We start from the raw sequence: 19,136 nt of genomic DNA, 5'->3' as shown, positions 1-19,136 counted from the left end.
TTAGGGGACTTCGGTCCCGGAAAGCAGTGATTCGGAGGATCATCTGCATTTTCCCGATGTTATGGGCGTGCGTCCTTCGTCGAACTCTTGAGAATAGAATTCAGCAATGCTGGCATCACGTAATTGCGGGCAGAGCCCGATCATTCCGCGGCGTCGAGCTCCAGATCCACCATGAGCTCAGCAGCGATCGTCTCGAGCGCCTCACGGACATCGCCCTCATCGGCCGCGGCGGGCAGTCGCAGCTCGGCCTCCGCCTCGAAGAGCATGCCCCCGCCCTCCGGGGCTTCCCGGGTCCAGCTCCGCAGCCCGTCGATGGTGGCGCCCTGCGAGCGCAGTGCGGCGGTCACCTCACGGACCATCCCGGTGCGGTCCTGGCCCAGCAGATGCAGGCGCAGCGCCCGGTGAGGGCTCCCGGCGGGGCCGTCCGTCGTTCCCGCGGTCGCCTCCACCGCGAGACCGACCTCGTCGGCGAGTGCGGGGAGGGACTCCAGGAAGGCGCCGACGCGCTCATCAGGGAGGTCCACCTGCACGATCCCGGCGAACTTCCCCGCGAGCAGGGCGAGCTGGCTGTCGACCCAGTTGCCTCCCTGCTCGTCGACAGCAGCGGCGAGGGCTGCGACGAGGCCCGGGCGGTCGTCTCCGATGGCGGTCAGCAAGTAGGTCGTCATGCGCCCAGAGTAGCGCTCGAACCGGAGGCGGACCATGGAGTCCGTGATCAGACCCCTGATTTGTAGAGCCCATAGGTGTAGGCGTCGTAGATCGCCTCCCACGAGGCTTCGATGACGTTGGGGCCCACGCCCACGGTCTGGAACTCGAGCCCCCGCCCGGAGGTGCGCACCAGCACCCTGGTGGTGGCGTCCGTGCCGTGCTGGGCATCGAGGATGCGGACCTTGAAGTCGCGCAGCTCGAAGTCGTCGATCTCCGGGTGGTGCTCGCGCAGCGCCGCCCGCAGGGCGAGGTCCAGAGCGTTGACGGGTCCGTTGCCCTCGGCGATCGCGACCTCGCGGCGGCGGGGGCCCTCGCCTCCACCGACCAGCTTCACGGTCGCCTCGGATTCGAGGGTGCCATCGCGTCCGAGCTGCGAGGTGGCCCGCCAGGACTCCACGGTCGAATAGCTGGGTGCCCGCCCGAGCTCGTCGAGCAGGAGCAGCTCGAAGGAGGCGTCCGCGGCCTCATAGGAGTAACCGACCGACTCCCGCTGCTTGACGGTCGTGGCCAGGCGGGAGAGCAGCTCCGGGCGGTCGGCCAGGTCGAAGCCGAGCTCACGACCCTTGAGCTCGATGGAGGCGCGTCCGGCCATGTCGGAGATGATCATGCGCATGTCATTGCCGATCGTCCGGGGATCGGTGTGCTGATAGAGATCCGGATCGACCTTGATCGCGCTCGCATGCAGGCCCGCCTTGTGGGCGAAGGCGCTCGTGCCGACGTACGGGGCCCGCGCGTTCACCAGCATGTTGACGATCTCGCCGATCGCGTGGGCGATGCGGGTGGTCTCGGCGAAGTTCTCCGCCGGGACCAGGTCCATCCCCATCTTCAGCTGGAGGTCGGCCATGAGGGTGACCAGGTCGGCGTTGCCGGTGCGTTCACCGTAACCGTTGATGCAGCCCTGGACGTGGGTGATCCCGGCGCGCACCGCGGAGATCGCGTTCGCGACCGCGCAGCCGGTGTCGTTGTGGGTGTGGACGCCGAGTCGGGCGTCGTGCGCGCCGGCGGCCGCCAGCCGCTCCCGGAGCTCCTCGATGATCTCGGTGACCTGGTGCGGGAGCATCCCGCCATTGGTGTCGCACAGGACCATCACTGCGGCCCCGGCCTCGTGGGCGGCGAGCAGCACGGAGGTCGTGTACTCGGGGTCGTGCAGGAAGCCGTCGAAGAAGTGCTCGGCGTCGACGAACACCTCGCGGCCGAGCCCCACCAGGTGCTCCACCGTGTCCCGCACCATCGCGAGGTTCTCCTCGGCGGTGGTGCGCAGGGCGCCGGTGACGTGCCGGAGGTCCGACTTCGCGACCAGGGTGATGGTCGGGGCGCCCGAGTCCACGAGTGCCGCCACCTGGCGGTCCTCCCCCACTGCGACCCCGGCCTTGCGGGTCGCGCCGAAGGCGGCGAGCCGGGCGGTGCGCAGCTCGAGCTCGCCTGCGGCACGGGCGAAGAACTCGGTGTCGCGCGGGACGGCACCGGGCCAGCCGCCCTCGATGTAGGTCACCCCGAGCTCGTCGAGGTGACGCGCCACGGCCAGCTTGTCCGTGACCGATAGGGTGAGCCCCTCCTGCTGGGAGCCGTCACGCAGCGTCGTGTCGTAGAGGTGGAAGGCCTGGATCGGCGTCGTGGCGGGGCTGATCGTCATCGTGCGCTCAGACCAGCCGGGTCAGCCAGCTGTGACGGTCCGGGATCCGGCCGTACTGGATGTCGGTGAGCTCCTTGCGCAGGGCCAGCGTGACCTCGCCGGAGCCACCGTCCCCCACCGTCCAGGAACCGCCGTTGGCACGGAACTCACCGATCGGGTTGATGACAGCGGCGGTGCCGCAGGCGAACATCTCGGTGATCTCGCCGCTGCCGAGCTGCTCGAGCACCTCGCTCATCACCAGGCGCTGCTCGATCACCGTAAGGCCGCGATCCTCCGCGAGGCGCAGGATCGAGGAGCGGGTGACGCCCTCGAGGATCGAGCCGGTCAGCGCCGGGGTCAGCAGGCGGCCGTCCCGGGTGATCGCGAAGACGTTCATCCCGGAGAGCTCGTCGATGCTGGTGTGGGTCTCGGAATCGAGGAAGAGCACCTCGTCGGCCCCCTGCTCGGCGGCCTCGTTCTTGCCCAGCAGCGAGGAGGCGTAGTTGCCGCCGCACTTCGCCGCGCCGGTGCCGCCGGCTCCGGCGCGCGCGTACTCATCGGTGATCCACACGACCAGCGGCTGCACGCCACGCGGGAAGTACGGGCCGGCCGGGGAGGCTATCACGTAGTAGTCGACCGTGCGGGAGGCCCGCACGCCGAGAAACTCCTCGCTCGCGAACATGAAGGGCCGCAGATACAGCGACTCCTCGCTGGTGGCCTCGGGCACCCAGGGCTCATCGGCCGCAGTGGCGGCTTTCAGCGAGGCCAGGAAGTCCTCCACCGGCAGCTCGGGCAGCGCGAGCCGACGTGCTGAGCGCTGCATGCGTTCGGCGTTGGCCTCGGGACGGAAGGTCCACACCGAGCCGTCGGCATGGCGGAAGGCCTTGAGGCCCTCGAAGATCTCCTGGCCGTAGTGGAGCACCGCCGCGGCCGGCGAGAGCTGCAGCGGGCCGAAGGGCACCACCTCGGCGTCGCCCCAGCCACCGTCCGCGGTCCAGCGGGCGTGCACCATGAAGTCGGTGTAGTGCTGGCCGAAGCCCGGATCGGCGAGGATCTGCGCGCGCTCGTCGTCGCCGACGCGGCGAGTGGTGCTGGTCTGGGTGAAGTCGAGCGCGCTCACGGGATTCTCCTCGTTGCAGGGGGCAGTGTCAGTGTGTCAGGCTCCGGCGCTCAGCGCCCGGAGATCGCGGCGACCAGGTCGTCGCCGATCTGCGCAGTCCCACGGGCGGAGAGCTCCTCGGAACCGGCACGGGCGGCGAGGTCGTTCTCGACCGCGGCACGCACGGCGGCGGCCGGTTCGACATGCCCCAGGTGGTCCAAGAGCAGCGCGATCGAGAGCACCGTGGCGGTGGGGTCGGCGAGATCCTTGCTGGCGATGTCGGGGGCCGAGCCGTGGACCGGCTCGAACATCGAGGGGAAGGCACCGGTGGGGTTGATGTTGCCGCTCGCCGCGATGCCGATCCCGCCGCCGACGGCAGCCGCGAGGTCGGTGACGATATCTCCGAAGAGGTTGTCGGTGACGATGACGTCGAAGCGGGACGGATCGGTGACCAGGTAGATCATCATCGCATCGACGTGGGCGTAGTCCACCTCGACCTCCGGATGCTCGGCGCCGACCTGCTCGACGATGCGGCGGTAGAGGTGACCGGCGTGGACCAGCACGTTGTGCTTGTGGACCAGCGTGAGCTTCTTCCGGCGTGCCTCAGCCTGCGCGAAGGCGTAGCGCACCACGCGCTCGACACCGACGGCGGTGTTGAGGGAGACCTCGGTGGCGACCTCGAGCTCCGTGCCGGTGCGCAGCGAACCGCCGTTGCCGACGTAGGGGCCCTCGGTGCCCTCGCGGACCACTACGAAGTCCATCTCCCCGGGATCCGCCAGGGGCGAGACGACGCCGGGGTAGAGCTTGGTGGGGCGGAGGTTGACGTAGTGGTCGAAGGCGAAGCGGAGCTTGAGCAGCAGGCCGCGCTCGAGCACGCCCGAGGGCACGCCGGGATCGCCGACGGCACCCAGCAGAATCGCGTCGTGCTCCGCCAGCCGCGCCATGTCCTCGTCGGTGAGGGTCTCGCCGGTGCGATGCCAGCGGCCCGCGCCGAGGTCGAAATCAGTGGTCTCCACGGTGACGCCGACGGGCTCGAGAGCGGCGCGCAGTGCGCGCAGGCCCTGCGGGACGACCTCCTGGCCGATGCCATCACCCTCGATGACGGCGAGCTTCAGAACGGTCGAGGGGGCGGCGGCGCTGGGGGTGCTCATGACAGGACTCCGGTTCTTCGGGAAACGATCAGTAGACGAGGTCGACGGCGTGGATGGACCGCGCGTCGATCGCAGCGCCGAGCTCCTCGGCGAACTCGCGGTCCACGGACTCATCCAGGTTCAGGACCACCAGCGCCTCGGCGCCGCGGGTGTGGCCAACGCGAGAGACCTGCATGCCGGCGATGTTGACTCCGGCCTCACCGAGGCGGAGCCCGTAGGTGCCGATCAGGCCCGGGCCGTCCTCGTAGCGGATGATCAGCAGGTGGTCGCTCATCGCGACGTCCAGCGCGTGGCCGAAGACCTCGGTGAGCTTGTGCTCCTGATCCACGCCGCTGAGCGTGCCGGAGACGGTGACGACTGTGCTGTCGCGCAGGGTGCCGCGCAGGGTGACGACGTTGCGGAAGCGCTCGGAGTTCTCATCGGTGACCAGCTGCACCGTGATGCCACGCTCCTCGGCGAGCACCGGGGCGTTGACGTAGCTGACCTGCTCGGTGACCACCGAGCGGAACAGACCACGCAGCGCGGAGAGCTTCAACGCGGTGACATCGCGCGAGGCGATCTCGCCGTGCACCTCGATGTCGAGCAGCTCGGGCGCCTCCCCCGCGAGGGTCGTGAACAGCTGACCGAGCCGATCGGCCAGTGCCACGCCCGGCCGCACCAGGTCATCTATCGCGCCGCCGGCAACGTTGACCGCGTCGGGCACCAGCTCACCGGCCAGGGCCAGGCGCACCGACTTCGCGACCGCCACCCCGGCCTTCTCCTGCGCCTCGGCGGTCGAGGCGCCCAGGTGCGGGGTGAGGGTGACGTTGTCGAGCTCGAGCAGACGCTTCGCGGTGTCGGAAGCCGACGGCGGCTCAGAGGTGTAGACATCCAATGCGGCGCCGGCGATGCGGTCGGAGGAGAGCGCGTCGAAGAGGGCTTCCTCGTCGATCAGGCCGCCGCGGGCGGCGTTGACGACATGCAGGGAGGGCTTCGCGAGCGCGAACTGCTCAGCACCGATCAGACCGGTGGTCTCGGGGGTCTTGGGCATGTGCACGGTGACGACATCCGCCTCACCCATCAGCTCGTCGAGCTCGACCACGCGCGCGCCGAGCTCAGCGGCCCGGGCATGGTTGACATAGGGGTCGTAGGCCAGGAGATTCACGCCGAAGGGACGCAGCCGCTCGGCGACCAGCTGGCCGATACGGCCGAAGCCCACCACGCCCACCGTCTTGCCCAGCAGCTCCACACCGGTGAGCTGCTTGCGCTCCCACTTCCCGGCTTTCACCGAGGCATCGGCACGGCCGAGGTTGCGCAGCGAAGCCAGGATCAGCGCGACCGCGAGCTCGGCGGCGGAGGTGATGTTCGAGGTCGGAGCGTTGATGACCATGACGCCCGCGCTGGTGGCGGCGGGCACGTCCACGTTGTCCAGGCCCACGCCAGCTCGCGCGACCACCTTCAGCTGCTTCGCCGCGGCATAGACCTCGGCATCGACCTGGGTCGCGGAGCGGACCATCAAGGCATCGGCCTCCTGGACCGCCGCCAGCAGGGCGGGACGGTCGGTGCCGTCCACATTCCTGACCTCGATGTCCGACCCCAGGACCTCGACGGTCGCGGGCGACAGCTCTTCTGCGATGAGCACGACGGGACGCGTCACGGTAACTCCTCCGGTAAGGATGGTTGTCGTCGCACGCATCCTCGGGAGCGACGGGTACCGGGACAGCCTAGACCGCTGTCCGGCATGCGGTCACGCCTGTCAGGATGCGAGACGCTGGCCGGAATTGAAGCAGAGCCCGATGAGGATGCGAGACGCACGCAGCCCAGCCTCCTCCTGCGGGACGTCGTGCAGTGCACCACGTGCTGCTCCTCATCGAGGTGGAGCCTGATGCCACGGTGTTCGTCGAGTCAAGGCCCATGCCAATCGCGAACACCGCGAGATCGATACCGGGCACGTCGGCGCGTGCGACTTGGCTGACGTCCGAGAACGGGTGCGGGATGAGATGCCCAGCACGGGGTGCATCACGGATCCGCGATGGTCCCCGTTCGGGCGAGCCAGCCCGACCTCAGTCACTGACGGTCCTCCCGTCTCCGGCGGCAATGCGACGGTCAGGCCGCGAAGCACGTGCTCGGCCCATTCCTCCGGCACAACCATGCCGTCGATCAGCGGTAGGAAGGCGGGATCCTCGAAGTGCGCGCACGGCGCACCGTTGACCCAATACACCATGAGCACGGAGTCTGTGGTCTCGTCGAGGCAGAGTTCAAAGATCACGTTCCGCACCAGCAGCGGTTCCTCGCTCCCCTGCCGGACCGGCATCGCAAAGCGCACGGAGACACCTAGGCACGGAGGATGGGACCGACGGGGCCCCAAGCTCGAGATGCTCAGCCTCGGTGGCGACTTCAAGGATGCTCATCCGGGGCCCGACATCCGGATACTGGAGAGGCTCAAAGGCGTAGCGCTCCGGAGTGCCGGTTTCGGGATTGGGCGAGCCGGAAACCGGCCTCTTGTCGAACGACTCGTCGACGATCGCCGCATCGACGCACTCGAGGCCTAAGGTCTTGCGCAGTACGGACGCCACCTTAATGCACCGGGAGTTTCCTGCCTCGAGCAGCAACAGACGGTCGCGGATCTCGATGATCGCCTGCACGAGCACCCCAGTCGTCGACGACAGCACGGCCTGGCGACCGCCAAGGGCATTCCCGGCGCGCGGGCCGGTTCTGGGGGCTCCATGTTCAAGCTTGGGGAGCCTCGGTGACCAACAGCCCCGTACCGGTCTCCGCGCTCGAACTGCCCCGCGCCGATACCAAGCTCCGCGTCAGCCACATCGAAACCGAGATCTTTCTCGGTCGCACAGCCGTCGAAGGGACGGCCGGGCTCCTCTGCCGGGTCCTCGGAGGCCGGCTCAGAGGAACTACCCTCATCGTCTGCGGTGTCCTCCTGCAGTGCCCTTGCCTCCTGCAGATCGTCGCCGCCGGACAGCGGGAGGACCGAACATGCTCCCGTTGTGGTCACGACCCCAGGGGCGCTCAGGCCTGCCAGCGCGACCCCCTACTGTGGAGCCCGGCCGAGCTCGCCGGGCCACGCCACCGACCCGACCACTCCACAGGAGATCAGTGATGCCGGTCCCCACTCTCGAATCGCTGCGCGAGAGCCTCCAACGACTGCTTGAATCCCGGCGGGGAGCGCCCCTTGTGATCGCGCACCGTGGGACGCCGCTCGGCAGCTTCCCCGACAACACGCTGCGCGCGGCCGTCGGCGCGCTCCGCTCGGGCGCCGACGTCATCGAGACCGACGTGATTCGCTCAGTGGACGGCGAGTACTTCCTGTTCCACACCGGCTTCGAGCGCAAGCTCCTGGACGAGGATGTCGACGTCCGCACGCTGACGGCGCAGGAGCTCGAGGAGTGCATATTCCGGTGGAACGGAGGACCCCACACGCCGGGAATCGAGCGGCTCGATACGCTGCTGGACACCCTTCCGGAAGCATGGGTGAACATCGATCGCTCGTGGGGCCTGTGGCCGCACCTGCTGGACCATCTCACCGCACGCGGTGACGTGCACCGCCTGCTACTGAAGTCCCCGCCGCGGGACAAACATCTCGCGGCCCTCGCCGCCCATCCCATGCCCTTCCTCTATTTTCCCATCGTTCGCACGCGGGAGGAGCTGGCCACGGTCGAAGCAATCGAGGGGATCAACCTCATCGGCGCGGAGCTGCTCGCGGCGGAACCCGAGGATGACTTCGCCGATCCCGAGACCGTGGCGGAGGTGGCGCGCCGCCACCCCCTTGTGGTGCTCAACGCTCTCAACCTCGACAACAACGCGGTTCTGTACCTGCGCGCGGACGACGCGGTCTCGGTGCTCGACGATCCCGCCCTGGGCTGGGGCCGACTCGCCGATGTCGGCGCTACCGCCATCCAGACCGACTGGCCGCATCTGCTGCGCAAGTTCCTCGAGGAGCACTGCGGCTAAGCGGCTATCTCAGTTAGGAAGGCGCTCAAAGGAGCCCATATCGGGGAAGCGCTGTGCGAGAAAATTCCTCACCTGCCGGTCGGCCGCGTCCGGAGAGATCTCCTGGACGGCGTCGTTGAGGCAGAATGTCTGTAATGAGTCCTTGTCCCGTATAAGCCCCTCAAGCTCCGCGGCAGCAGTCTGCTCACCGATGCCCACATATCTATACCGAATCTTGCGCGTGACGGCACGAGTGGTCGCGTATGCGTAGTTCAGGTGGAGCCCGCCGGCAAGGGTGACGTCCTCCAGCCGGCGGAACTGAGACTGCCTCGTTCGCTGGATGACCTCCGGCCAGCATTCCTCGATCTCGAAGGAGATCGACCTGCGCAGCGCGTACGGCGCGTGGAACAGCTTCCGGGAGAGCCGCCTCCCGCACACTTGATGGACGAGATCGCGAGCGTTCTTCCCTGCAGCGTCGGGCGCTGGCTCTCCCTCCATCGGATCCCCGGGGCCGACTAGCGCCCTGGACAGATACACCGATGCCAGTCCGTTGGCGTGGAAAAAGAGATCGGGTGAGACCGGGGAGGATAGAAACATGTCGTCGTTAAAGTACAGGAAGTGTTCCGAAAGCCCTTCGATGCGGTGCAGGTTCGCCTCTATGGCCTGCGAGTTGAAGGTCGGGAGCACCGTACCCTCCGGGGCGATGTCACGATGGTCCACAACGGTGACCCAGTCCGTGTCCTCGCGCAGCCATTCGGGTCGCTGACAATCGGTGACGATATAGACGTGACGAATCCACGGCGCGTACTGCTCGAGAGCTCTGAGCGAGTATCGCAATTCGTCGTGGCCGACGAATCGGAGGTCTTCGGCCGCAGCTTCGGGCATCGGATGCCCGGAGCTCAACTCCAGGGCCGCGCGTTTGTGAGCAATCCATGAAGGGTCCGTCCCGTCAACCCAGGTATAGACCGCGTCGATCGGAAAGGTGACCTCCATCAGGTGCGGAATCCCCATCGGACTCGGCGAGGACCCTGAACTCGTAGACACCGTGAACGCCTCTGCAGGCAGGATTGAAGTTCTCGGGTTCCATACGGTGGAAGCGAACGATCCTTCCACGGCCGACGGGACCCACCGTTCGAGTGAGAATGCCGTGGAGAACCCGAACTTCTTCACCACGCGGCCCTCCACTTTAAACACGGCGGGAACCAGCACATGCGCCACGTTCGATGTCGCGAGCGCCTCGTCTCCGACGTTGAGTCGTCGAAACGCGACAGTCGAGGGGCGCGAACGGCGCACCGAGAGTCCCACAAGTGCGCCGGGAAGGGAGGCTTGCAAGTGACGCACAGCATGCGCCCATTCATCCTCCCGCACCCCGATCGTCTCACCGATGCGAGCGCGGTCCACCAGATCCACGTACCCGATACCGTCTTCACGAAGCAGCTGACGAGCCGCATGGGCGATTGCCCCTGCATAGGCCCGATCAGACTGGAGGGCCACGTCCAACGCAGGCAGGTAACGCTGGCCGAAGGGCCGGGGGGCCGCGAACTCTTGCCGGGATCCGTGTGGCGGAATTGGAAGGTTCGCATCCAACCTTCGGATGCGCCGCACCTCGGCATCACGGGAGAGCACGGCCACCACCAGACTGCTTGCGTGCCGAATCCTGTTGGCAACTCTCCTCATCGTCATCCCTTCATACTGTGTACGTCAGCTCACCGATACTGCCAGACTTTCTGGACTTTGCAGGCGAAGCGTCGAACTCACTGCTCGCTCTGCCCTAGATCGGCGGCCCCGCGCCGTTTGCGACGCCTATACTTTCGCCCGAAACCCTTCTGAGCCCCCTGCGCGCCGCTAGGCCCGCATGGGGGTGCGTCCAAATTTCACACTCAACGATGGGACTGCGTCGTCCCTGAGAGACGGCGTATTCTCATCCCCCTCAAGGAGCAACTATGCACCTCAGAGAGATCGCCTCGGCTCGACTCGGCTTGGCCGCTGGCCGAACCGAGAAGCGGCAGGTGGGCATCGAGGAGCGGAACGTCGACGTCATAGACGGTGCACGCCCTGCCGACGCGCTCCTGTGGAATCTGGTCGAGACGGTCCGGTTGCTCGATAGCACAGGAGTCGACTACTGGCTCGTTAGGCCAACGTCAGGGATCCGATTCACGATTGGGGTCCGAGAGTCTCAACGGAAGGAGATCTGGGATCTCATTGCCGGGAACATTCGTATCGGCCACACTACGTACGCCAGGCGGGTCCTCCCCCACTCGCACACGCGGACTCGGCTGATGGACCGTTCCTCTCGGGACCTCGAACGGCAACTTGCTGAGTCCAGCGTCATCCGTCTCATCCGGTTCGTTTCAGGCTCGGGCACGGCCCGCACCTTCGGCGAGGAATACTCGACGGAAATTGAATTCTGGGACGACATCTGCACGGACGACTCCGCCCACCAGTTCGACGACGAACTAATCGCACCAAGGCCCGGCGCCACCACCAGGCGTCTGCGGCTTTCCGAAGGCATGGTTCCGATGCCCCTATCACGCGCCACGGCATTGGCGCCGAAGGACTTCGAAGAGATCATCGTGGAGGTCCCCGCCTCCCAAGCCATAGTGCTACCGGGAGATATACAGTTCCCTATCGATGTCATCTATACCTGGGTCGATGGCGACGACCCTGCGTGGCTACTACAGAAGTCCGAGTACGACGGATCGACCGTCGCCCATGAGGAGTCAAACAGTGTGGCAAGATTTTCGTCGCGCGATGAGCTGATGTACTCACTCCGCTCAATACAGGACTTTGCGCCGTGGGTGCGGCATATCTACATCGTCACCGCAGATCAGCATCCGCACTGGCTCCGCTCGAACGACCATGTGACGATTGTCAGCCATGCTGAGATCTTCTCCGACCCCGATGCACTACCCACGTTCAACAGCCACGCGATCGAGTCTCAGATCCACCACATCGATTCCTTATCAGAGCACTTTATCTATTTGAATGACGATATGTTTTTCGGCCGCGCAGTGACCCCAGGCATGTTCTATTTCGGAAACGGAGCGGCCAAGCACAAACTTTCACCCTCGCGGGTGGCTCATTTCCAAAAGTCGGAATTGGACACGCCTGTTGATCAGGCGGTAAAGAACAGTCGCCGGATCATGGAGCAGAGTTACGGAGTCACACAGGCGCAAGTCCTCGAGCACTCCCCCTACCCGTTACATCGAAGCGTGCTGCAGCAGATCGAAGATGAGCACTCAGAAGCAGTCGCGCAGACCGCATCCCACCGGTTCCGACACATCGATGACCTGAATATCCCGTCGCATCTCGCGCATCATGTGGCATACCAGAAGCGGCAGTCCTTCCCGAGCAACTCAGTCACGTTCAGATATATCGGACTTCACCGCCCCGACCTTTCAAAGCTCCTCCTCCGTCTCCTCGCCAGGAGGGATGTGGATACTTTCTGCCTAAATGACACGTATGAGCCCGTCGACGTCCATGCCGCAGGGGAGGGCCTCCGCGAATTCCTCGAGAGCTACTTCCCAGTGCGCGCGCCCTGGGAGGAGACCAGATGAGGATTGCGATCATAGGCCACAACCTCTGGGGTGTCGGTGGCACGGTGCGAACCATATACAACCTCGCAGAGGGCCTCGGTTCGGAACACGAGGTTGAGCTGATCTCTGTGTACCAACGGACCGCCGGCGCCGCTTTCGAGCTGCCGGCCGGAACTACCCGGATTGCACTCGTAGACGGCCGGCCCGGTTCCGAAGATCGAAGGTCCGATGCGTACTTCCGACCGAGCAGCGAGATCCCTCCCACGGAGGAGCTTTACTCCCAGTACTCAGAGCTCAGCGATGCGCGCATACGCGAGTACCTCCAGCACTGCTCAGCTGATGTCATCATCGGCACCCGCCCGAGCCTGAACCTCCTGGTGGCAAGATTCGCTCCGTGTACTGCGGTCCGTATCGCCCAGGAACACACCGGTCATCAGCACATCGATGAACCGACGAGGGAACAGATGCGAGTTGACTACGGGGCGTTTGATTCGATCGTCACGGTCACCGAGACTGATGCGAAGCTGGTCCGCGAATCACTCAGACTCCCTCGGACCCCGGTCATAGCCATTCCGAACTCGATCCCAGTTCCGGAGATTCCGCTGTCCGATGGCGAGAGCAAACTCGTCATTGCCGCCGGAAGAGTCGAGCCCGCCAAGCGCTTCGAACTTCTCGTGCATGCCTTCGCCGCTCTCGCAGACGACTTCCCGGAATGGAATGTCCGGATCTACGGCTCCGGGTCCTCAATCCCAGAGCTTCGACGCCTGATCCAAGCTTATGATCTCACGGATCGAATTCGCCTCATGGGTTCGGTGCAGAACATGCGCGACGAATGGACGAAGGCCTCGATCGCCGTCTCGACATCGGATGCAGAGTCATTCGGAATGACACTCGTAGAAGCGATGCGAGCGGGGGTTCCTCTGATCAGCACCGACTGCCCCGTCGGCCCGCAGGAGATCCTGCACGATGGCGTGGACAGCGTGCTCGTCCCCACCGGTGATGCACCCTCGCTCTCTACTGCTCTAAAGGAGCTCATGGGGTCCGAGGGCACGCGTAGAGCATTGGCACAGGCAGGTGTCTCGCGCGGTGCCGACTTCGATGTGAAGACGATCGCACGCCGTCATCTCGCCCTGTTCAACGAGCACCGTCGTCCCCAACTCGCTCGAGCCCTACGCAGCATGTGGAAAGGTGGGTTGCGTAAGAGCCAACATCATCCTGATGTCACTACGGTGACCGCGATCGGACAGGTCGGCGGCGCGCTGCGCATTTCCATCGAACGACCAGCCTCCGCGAGATCGATACTTGCCACTCTGGAGATGACGAGTTCCCATGCCGCAGATCGGCCGGTCGAATTCCCGATATTTGGTCGCACGCAGGAGTTCTCGATCTCCCCCGATGCGTTCGGCAATGACGCTCTCTGGACTATCCGCTTAATCTCGGAGGAATCCCGACCAGGGCCCGTGGTGTTCAGGGTCGATAACCGAGAACTGCTCTACACCGAGGTGCCGCAAGGAAGGACAAAGCAGGTAGTCCCGTATATCACCGGCGAAGTCCTCAGAGCTCGAGCCTGGAAGCGAAACCGTCATACTGAAGTTCGCGCAGTGTCCGTACGGGAGAGCGGGATTCATATCACAGCGGAGGCGTCGTTCCCGCTGTCCACCTCAGGACGCATCGTCCTGACCCGCCGAAACGACAATACTGAGCTGGATGCCGAACGACCGTCGTTCTCGCTTGGGTCGGAGAACATTCTGCAATTCGGAGTTCCCGCACTCGCCCTCGCGACGGAAAGAATCTATACCCACGAAGATTGGGTCGTCACCTATCGGGATGAGTACGGCGACTCGAAGCTGGCGAGGATCTTGGACGATCTACCTGCTCACAAGCAGATTGATTCGTACCAGGCATGGAACACGTCAGATCTAACCGACGACTGCACCGAGGACACCGGGTCCATTGCTATTCGTCCATACTTCACACCACGCCAAGGTTTAGCCATCAGCGTCGTCGGCCACTGACGCCATCTCACTGCGCGCTTCTCTCTACCGGTTCACCTCAGTGCTCTGAACGGCTCTCGCGCCTTCCTTCGCCACGTTGCCTCCCGACGCGGTATGCTCCGACCCGTCATTCACCCAGGTGACGGCCACATTGCCGAAAAACGATCCCTCCTCTTCGTGAGGGTGGTGTCAAAGCGTGGAAGCAACATGGGGTTCGCCGGCAAGTAGTCGGGCGAAGGATTCTGTCGGGGTCAGGAAGCCGAGTCGGCGGCGAGGCCGATTGTTGATCTCCTCGGCGATGGTGGTGAGGTAGGGCTGGTGGTCGGGGATCACGGTGCCCTTGGGGAGGTACTCGCGGTAGAGCCGGTTCGTGTTCTCGTTGGACGGCCGCTGCCAGGGCGAGTGGGGGTCGGCGAAGTAGACCGGCATGTCTGTGGCCAGGGAAACTTTCGCGTGCTGCGCCATCTCGGAGCCCTGGTCCCATGCCAGCGAGGCCTGCATCATCCGGGGCAGCTCGGTGAAGTACTCGATGACCGCGTCCGCGGTGCCCTCGGCGTGTTTCGAGGGCAGGGCGAGCAGGCCGGTGAACCCGCTCATCCGCTCCACCAGCGTCGCTGCGCACGAGGACCCGTTCTTCCCAATGATCAGGTCGCCCTCCCAGTGCCCCGGCACCCGCCGCTGCGCGGCGTCCTCGCCCCGTTCCGCGATCGGGACCATCCCCACGATCGGCCCGCCCTTGGTCCGGCCGGTGGTGCGGGGCCGGCGCTTGGTCCGCTTGGACTGCAGGAAGATCCCGCGCCTGGCGAGTTCTCCGCGGGGGATCGCGTAGATGTACTGGTAGATCGCTTCTCCGCTGACGGTGCGGCCCTGAGCGTCGGGAGAGTTCGCCATGCGTTCAACGGTCGGGTCTGCGGCCTCCAGACGCAAGCGGCCCGCGATCTCGTTCGGCGTCCACGACGCCGCGAGGTCGACGTTCACCCTCGCCTGGAGCACCGGATCCTTCGCAACCTTCCGGACCTGTGGGCGAGAGCGCTGGCGTTGCGCTTTCACGTCCGCGGTCACGGCTTGATAGCCACGGGTCTTCGTCGAGTTCCGTCGTAGCTCCCTGGAGACCACTGACGGGCATCTGCCCAGGTGAGCAGCGATGCGACGGACTCCCCACCCGGCCTTCGATCCCGTCGAGATCTCCATCCGCTCCGTGAACGTGAGCCGCCGCCGCACCATCCCAGGCCTCCTCGCCTCGAGCCCCCACCGACCGGGAGTGTTGCTACGACGCTATGACACCACCGAGCAACACCCTGACGATGACGGCGGATGCACCGTGAGGTGCATCCGCCGTCATCGTGCTCTCGTCGATCAGCGCGCGGCGCTGCCCTCGGTGTAGTCCGAGTCGACGGCCTGGGCGCTCCAGGAGAACATCTTGCGGAGGTCCTTGCCCACGACCTCGATCTGGTGCTTCGCCTCGGTCTCGCGGAGCTCCTTGAACTCCGGTGCGCCGGCGTCCTGATCCTCGATGAAGCGCTTGGCGAAGGCGCCGCTCTGGATGTCCGCGAGGACGTCCTTCATGGCCTTCTTGGTGTCGGCGTTCACGATCCGCGGGCCGGAGACGTAGTCGCCGTACTCGGCGGTGTCGGAGATCGACCAGCGCTGCTTGGCGATGCCGCCCTCGAACATCAGGTCGACGATCAGCTTGAGCTCGTGGAGCACCTCGAAGTAGGCGATCTCCGGCTGGTAGCCCGCCTCGGAGAGAGTCTCGAAGCCGGCCTGGACCAGGTGGCTCATGCCGCCGCAGAGCACGGCCTGCTCACCGAAGAGGTCGGTCTCGGTCTCCTCGGTGAAGGTGGTCTTGATGACTCCGGCGCGGGTACCGCCGATGCCCTTGGCATAGGAGAGCGCGAGGTCCCAGGCGCCGCCGGTGGCGTCCTGCTCGACGGCGACGATGTCCGGGATACCACGGCCGGCGACGTACTCGCGGCGCACGGTATGGCCGGGGGCCTTCGGGGCGATCAGCAGCACGTCGACGCCCGCGGGGACCTCGATGTAGCCGAAGCGGATGTTGAAGCCGTGGGCGAAGGCGAGCGCCTTGCCCTCGCCCAGGTGCGGCTGGATCGACTCGGCATAGACCTTCCGCTGGTCCTGGTCGGGGGTGAGGATCATGATCAGATCCGCCCACTCGGAGACCTCGGCGACGGTGCCCACGCCCAGGCCCTGCTCCTCGGCCTTGGCACGGGACTTCGAGCCCTCGCGCAGGCCCACTCGGACCTCGACGCCGCTGTCGCGCAGGTTCAGCGCGTGGGCGTGGCCCTGGGAGCCGAAGCCGACGATGGCGACCTTCTTGCCCTGGATGATGGACAGGTCGGCGTTGTCGTCGTAGAAGATCTCAGCCACGATGTGCTCCTTCGTGTTCGGGGGTACGGGCGATAGGTCGATCCTATCGCCGGGTGTCTTACGTTATGAGAGGGCGTCTCAGCCCGAGAGATGCAGGTGGGCGAATGCGGCCCTGCCGCGTCAGCCCAGGAGGCTCCGGTCGGTGATCGCGCGTCCGCCTCGGCCGATCGCGACCTCGCCGGACTTCACGATCTCGCGGATGCCGAAGGACTCGAGCATCCCCAGCAACGCGCTGAGCTTGTCCTGGGTGCCGGTGGCCTCGACGGTCACCGAGTCGGCGGCCGCATCGACCACCTTGGCCCGGAACATCTGCACGATCTCCAGCACCGAGGTGCGGGTCGAGTTGTCCGCAGTCACCTTGATCAGGATGAGTTCGCGCTGGACCGTGGACCGGGCGTCGAGCTGGACGATCTTGAGCACGTTCACCAGCTTGTTCAGCTGCTTGGTGATCTGCTCGAGACGCCGCTGATCGACGTCGACCACCACGGTGATGCGGGAGATCTCCGGGTGCTCGGTTGGTCCGACCGCGAGCGAGGAGATGTTGTACCCGCGGCGCGAGAAGAGCGCGGTGACGCGGGTGAGCGCACCGGGCTTGTTCTCCACCAGGACCGAGAGGGTCTGGTTCTCGGGGGTCATGACGTAATCGGACGTGCTCGTCGGGTTTCCTGCGCCCGCAGAGCTTCCGGCGTTCATTGCACTCATGGCGTTCATGATCAGATGTCCCTCTCCCACTCGGGGCTCATGCCCTGCGCGATCTGGATCTCGTCGTTGGAGACGCCGGACGGCACCATCGGCCAGACCATCGCGTCGGCGCTGACGGTGAAGTCCACGATCACCGGGCGATCGTTGATCTCCATCGCCTGCTGGATGGTCGCGTCGATGTCCTCGTCCCGCTCGCAGCGCAGTCCGGCGCAGCCATAGGCGTCGGCGAGCTTGACGAAGTCGGGGATCCGGCGGGAGCCGTGCCCGGTGTTCAGGTCGGTGTTGGAGTAGCGCTTGTCGTAGAACAGGTTCTGCCACTGGCGCACCATGCCGAGGCTCGAGTTGTTGATGATCGCGACCTTGATCGGGATGTTGTTGATGACGCAGGTGGCGAGCTCCTGGTTGGTCATCTGGAAGCAGCCGTCGCCGTCGATGGACCACACCACCTTGTCCGGCTGACCCACCTTGGCACCCATCGCCGCCGGCACCGAGTAGCCCATGGTGCCCAGGCCCCCCGAGTTCAGCCAGGTGTAGGGGTTCTCGTACTTGATGAACTGGCTGGACCACATCTGGTGCTGGCCCACCCCTGCGACATAGATGGAGTCCGGTCCGGAGATCGCTCCGATGCGCGAGATCACCTTCTGGGGTGCGGTGAAGCCGTCCTCGGTCTCGGTCCAGCCCAGCGGGTAGTTGTCCCGGAGCATGTCCAGGGTGTTCCACCAGGTCTCGTAGTCACGGGTGTCGTCGGCCGCGATGCGATCCCGCAGCTCGGCGGTCAGAGCGCGGGCGATCTCGGCGGCCTGGCCGACGATCGGCACATCTGCCTCACGGTTCTTCGAGATCTCCGCCGGGTCGATGTCGGCGTGGACGACCTTCGCGCCGGGGGCGAAGGACTCGAGGACACCGGTGACGCGGTCGTCGAAGCGGGCCCCGATGTTGACAATCAGATCGGAGCGCTGCAGGGCCGAGACCGCGGAGACGGTGCCGTGCATGCCCGGCATGCCCAGGTGGCTGGGGTGGGAGTCGGGCAGTGCGCCGCGGGCCATCAGCGTGGTGACGAAGGGGGCGCCGGAGACATCGATCAGCTCGCCGACCTCCTCGGTCGCACGGCCGCGCAGCACACCGCCGCCGAGCAGGAAGACGGGGCGCTTGGCTGCCATCAGCAACGAGACCGCCTCACGGATCTGCTTGCTGTGCGGGCGCGGGTCGGGGCGGTAGCCGGGCAGATCGAGCGCTTCGGGCCACTCGAAGGTGGTCATCGCCTGCTGGGCGTCCTTGGTGACGTCCACCAGCACCACGCCGGGTCGACCGGTCGATGCGATGTGGAAGGCCTGCTTGATCACCTTGGGGATGTCCTCCGCCTTGGAGACCAGGAAGTTGTGCTTGGTGACCGGCATCGTCATCCCGACGATGTCCGCCTCCTGGAAGGCATCGGTGCCGATGAACATGGAGCCGACCTGGCCCGTGATCGCCACCATCGGGATCGAGTCCATCTGGGCATCGGCGATCGCCGTGATGAGGTTGGTCGCGCCGGGACCGGAGGTCGCCAGGCACACACCGACCTTGCCCGTGGCGTGGGCATAGCCGCTGGCCGCATGCCCGGCACCCTGCTCATGGCGAACCAGCACATGACGGAGGCCTTCGGCGTCCATCAGCGGGTCGTAGGTCGGCAGGATCGCACCGCCGGGAAGGCCGAAGACGACCTCTGCCCCGGCAAGCTTGAGGGACTCGACCAGCGCCTTGGCACCGGTCATCTGCTGTCCGTTCATCGGAACTCCTTCGTCGTCTCGGACGGTGGGCATGGCGGTGAACTGCTGCGTGGACCTCCTCGTCCCTCCGCCGTGCTGTCGCCGACGCACGAAAAAGCCCCTCCGCCAGGGACTCGGGAGGGGCGCGGATGACAGCTCGTAGTGACGAGGGGCGTCAGCCGCGCTCGGTAACTACGAGAAGGATCTTCTGCATGCCGACACATTAGGCCTTTTCACAGCGCAGAGGCCACCTGTCCGGATTGCGAGACCGGGC

The 19,136-nt window shown here is 65.7% G+C and carries 14 protein-coding genes; 3 read left to right on the top strand and 11 right to left on the bottom strand.

Translation table 11 applies throughout. The features are described from left to right. Positions 1-140 precede the first annotated feature (140 nt). The 6 genes from ACT3T9_RS11505 to ACT3T9_RS11480 all read right to left on the bottom strand — a co-directional run bounded on the left by ACT3T9_RS11505 (position 141) and on the right by ACT3T9_RS11480 (position 7,221). Entirely contained in the window at positions 141-668 is a 528-nt protein-coding gene (locus tag ACT3T9_RS11505; protein WP_442332907.1) for a glycine cleavage system protein R, read from the bottom strand. Between the two features lie 47 nt (positions 669-715). Further along, positions 716-2,341: a citramalate synthase gene (gene cimA / locus ACT3T9_RS11500; RefSeq protein WP_444606654.1), complete on the bottom strand. Its 1,626-nt coding sequence runs from the start codon at positions 2,339-2,341 to the stop codon at positions 716-718. A 7-nt stretch (positions 2,342-2,348) separates the two neighbouring features. Then, on the bottom strand, positions 2,349-3,440 hold the full coding sequence (locus tag ACT3T9_RS11495) for a branched-chain amino acid aminotransferase (RefSeq protein WP_441446256.1): 1,092 nt from the start codon (positions 3,438-3,440) through the stop codon (positions 2,349-2,351). Between the two features lie 50 nt (positions 3,441-3,490). Continuing rightward, positions 3,491-4,570: a 3-isopropylmalate dehydrogenase gene (locus tag ACT3T9_RS11490; RefSeq protein WP_444606653.1), complete on the bottom strand. Its 1,080-nt coding sequence runs from the start codon at positions 4,568-4,570 to the stop codon at positions 3,491-3,493. Between the two features lie 28 nt (positions 4,571-4,598). Next, the gene (gene serA / locus ACT3T9_RS11485) at positions 4,599-6,206 is read right to left on the bottom strand and encodes a phosphoglycerate dehydrogenase (protein ID WP_444606652.1); all 1,608 of its coding nucleotides are present in this window, start codon (positions 6,204-6,206) and stop codon (positions 4,599-4,601) included. Positions 6,207-6,807: 601 nt separating this feature from the next. Continuing rightward, a complete protein-coding gene (locus ACT3T9_RS11480; RefSeq protein WP_444606651.1) occupies positions 6,808-7,221 on the bottom strand; it encodes a hypothetical protein in 414 nt (137 codons plus the stop codon). Positions 7,222-7,663: 442 nt separating this feature from the next. Here ACT3T9_RS11480 and ACT3T9_RS11475 point away from each other — a divergent pair, with 442 nt between their 5' ends. Continuing rightward, positions 7,664-8,515 carry a glycerophosphodiester phosphodiesterase family protein gene (locus ACT3T9_RS11475; protein WP_444606650.1) on the top strand — a complete coding sequence of 284 codons (852 nt, stop codon included), beginning with the start codon at positions 7,664-7,666 and terminating at the stop codon, positions 8,513-8,515. Positions 8,516-8,524: 9 nt separating this feature from the next. On the opposite strand, the gene ACT3T9_RS11470 is transcribed toward ACT3T9_RS11475, so the two are convergent. Continuing rightward, positions 8,525-10,177 (bottom strand): Stealth CR1 domain-containing protein, encoded by a 1,653-nt coding sequence (locus ACT3T9_RS11470; RefSeq protein ID WP_444606649.1) that lies wholly within the window; start codon positions 10,175-10,177, stop codon positions 8,525-8,527. 260 nt (positions 10,178-10,437) lie between these two features. On the opposite strand from ACT3T9_RS11470, the gene ACT3T9_RS11465 reads away from it, so the two are divergent. Both ACT3T9_RS11465 and ACT3T9_RS11460 read left to right on the top strand, forming a co-directional pair. Next, positions 10,438-12,051, top strand: a complete 1,614-nt coding sequence (locus ACT3T9_RS11465; RefSeq protein WP_444606648.1) for a stealth family protein — start codon at positions 10,438-10,440, stop codon at positions 12,049-12,051. After that, positions 12,048-14,045 carry a glycosyltransferase family 4 protein gene (locus tag ACT3T9_RS11460; RefSeq protein WP_444606647.1) on the top strand — a complete coding sequence of 666 codons (1,998 nt, stop codon included), beginning with the start codon at positions 12,048-12,050 and terminating at the stop codon, positions 14,043-14,045. Before ACT3T9_RS11465 ends, ACT3T9_RS11460 begins: the two co-directional genes overlap by 4 nt. Before the next feature lie 168 nt (positions 14,046-14,213). Here the strand turns inward: ACT3T9_RS11460 and ACT3T9_RS11455 are convergent, their stop codons facing one another. The 4 genes from ACT3T9_RS11455 to ACT3T9_RS11440 all read right to left on the bottom strand — a co-directional run bounded on the left by ACT3T9_RS11455 (position 14,214) and on the right by ACT3T9_RS11440 (position 18,916). After that, positions 14,214-15,248, bottom strand: coding sequence for an IS30 family transposase (locus tag ACT3T9_RS11455; protein WP_444606646.1), 1,035 nt, complete (start codon positions 15,246-15,248; stop codon positions 14,214-14,216). 132 nt (positions 15,249-15,380) lie between these two features. Continuing rightward, positions 15,381-16,412 (bottom strand): ketol-acid reductoisomerase, encoded by a 1,032-nt coding sequence (ilvC, locus tag ACT3T9_RS11450; RefSeq protein WP_444606645.1) that lies wholly within the window; start codon positions 16,410-16,412, stop codon positions 15,381-15,383. Positions 16,413-16,532: 120 nt separating this feature from the next. Beyond that, positions 16,533-17,048, bottom strand: a complete 516-nt coding sequence (gene ilvN / locus ACT3T9_RS11445) for an acetolactate synthase small subunit (RefSeq protein ID WP_345080766.1) — start codon at positions 17,046-17,048, stop codon at positions 16,533-16,535. Between the two features lie 77 nt (positions 17,049-17,125). Further along, a complete protein-coding gene (locus tag ACT3T9_RS11440; protein WP_444502628.1) occupies positions 17,126-18,916 on the bottom strand; it encodes an acetolactate synthase large subunit in 1,791 nt (596 codons plus the stop codon). Positions 18,917-19,136: the final 220 nt, after the last annotated feature.

Origin of the sequence: Brachybacterium sp. AOP29-B2-41, from assembly GCF_052378395.1 — a bacterium.
In the GTDB taxonomy this organism is placed as follows: domain Bacteria; phylum Actinomycetota; class Actinomycetes; order Actinomycetales; family Dermabacteraceae; genus Brachybacterium.
Note: the sequence above shows the minus strand (reverse complement) of the source record. Positions and strands in the feature narration are given on the sequence as shown.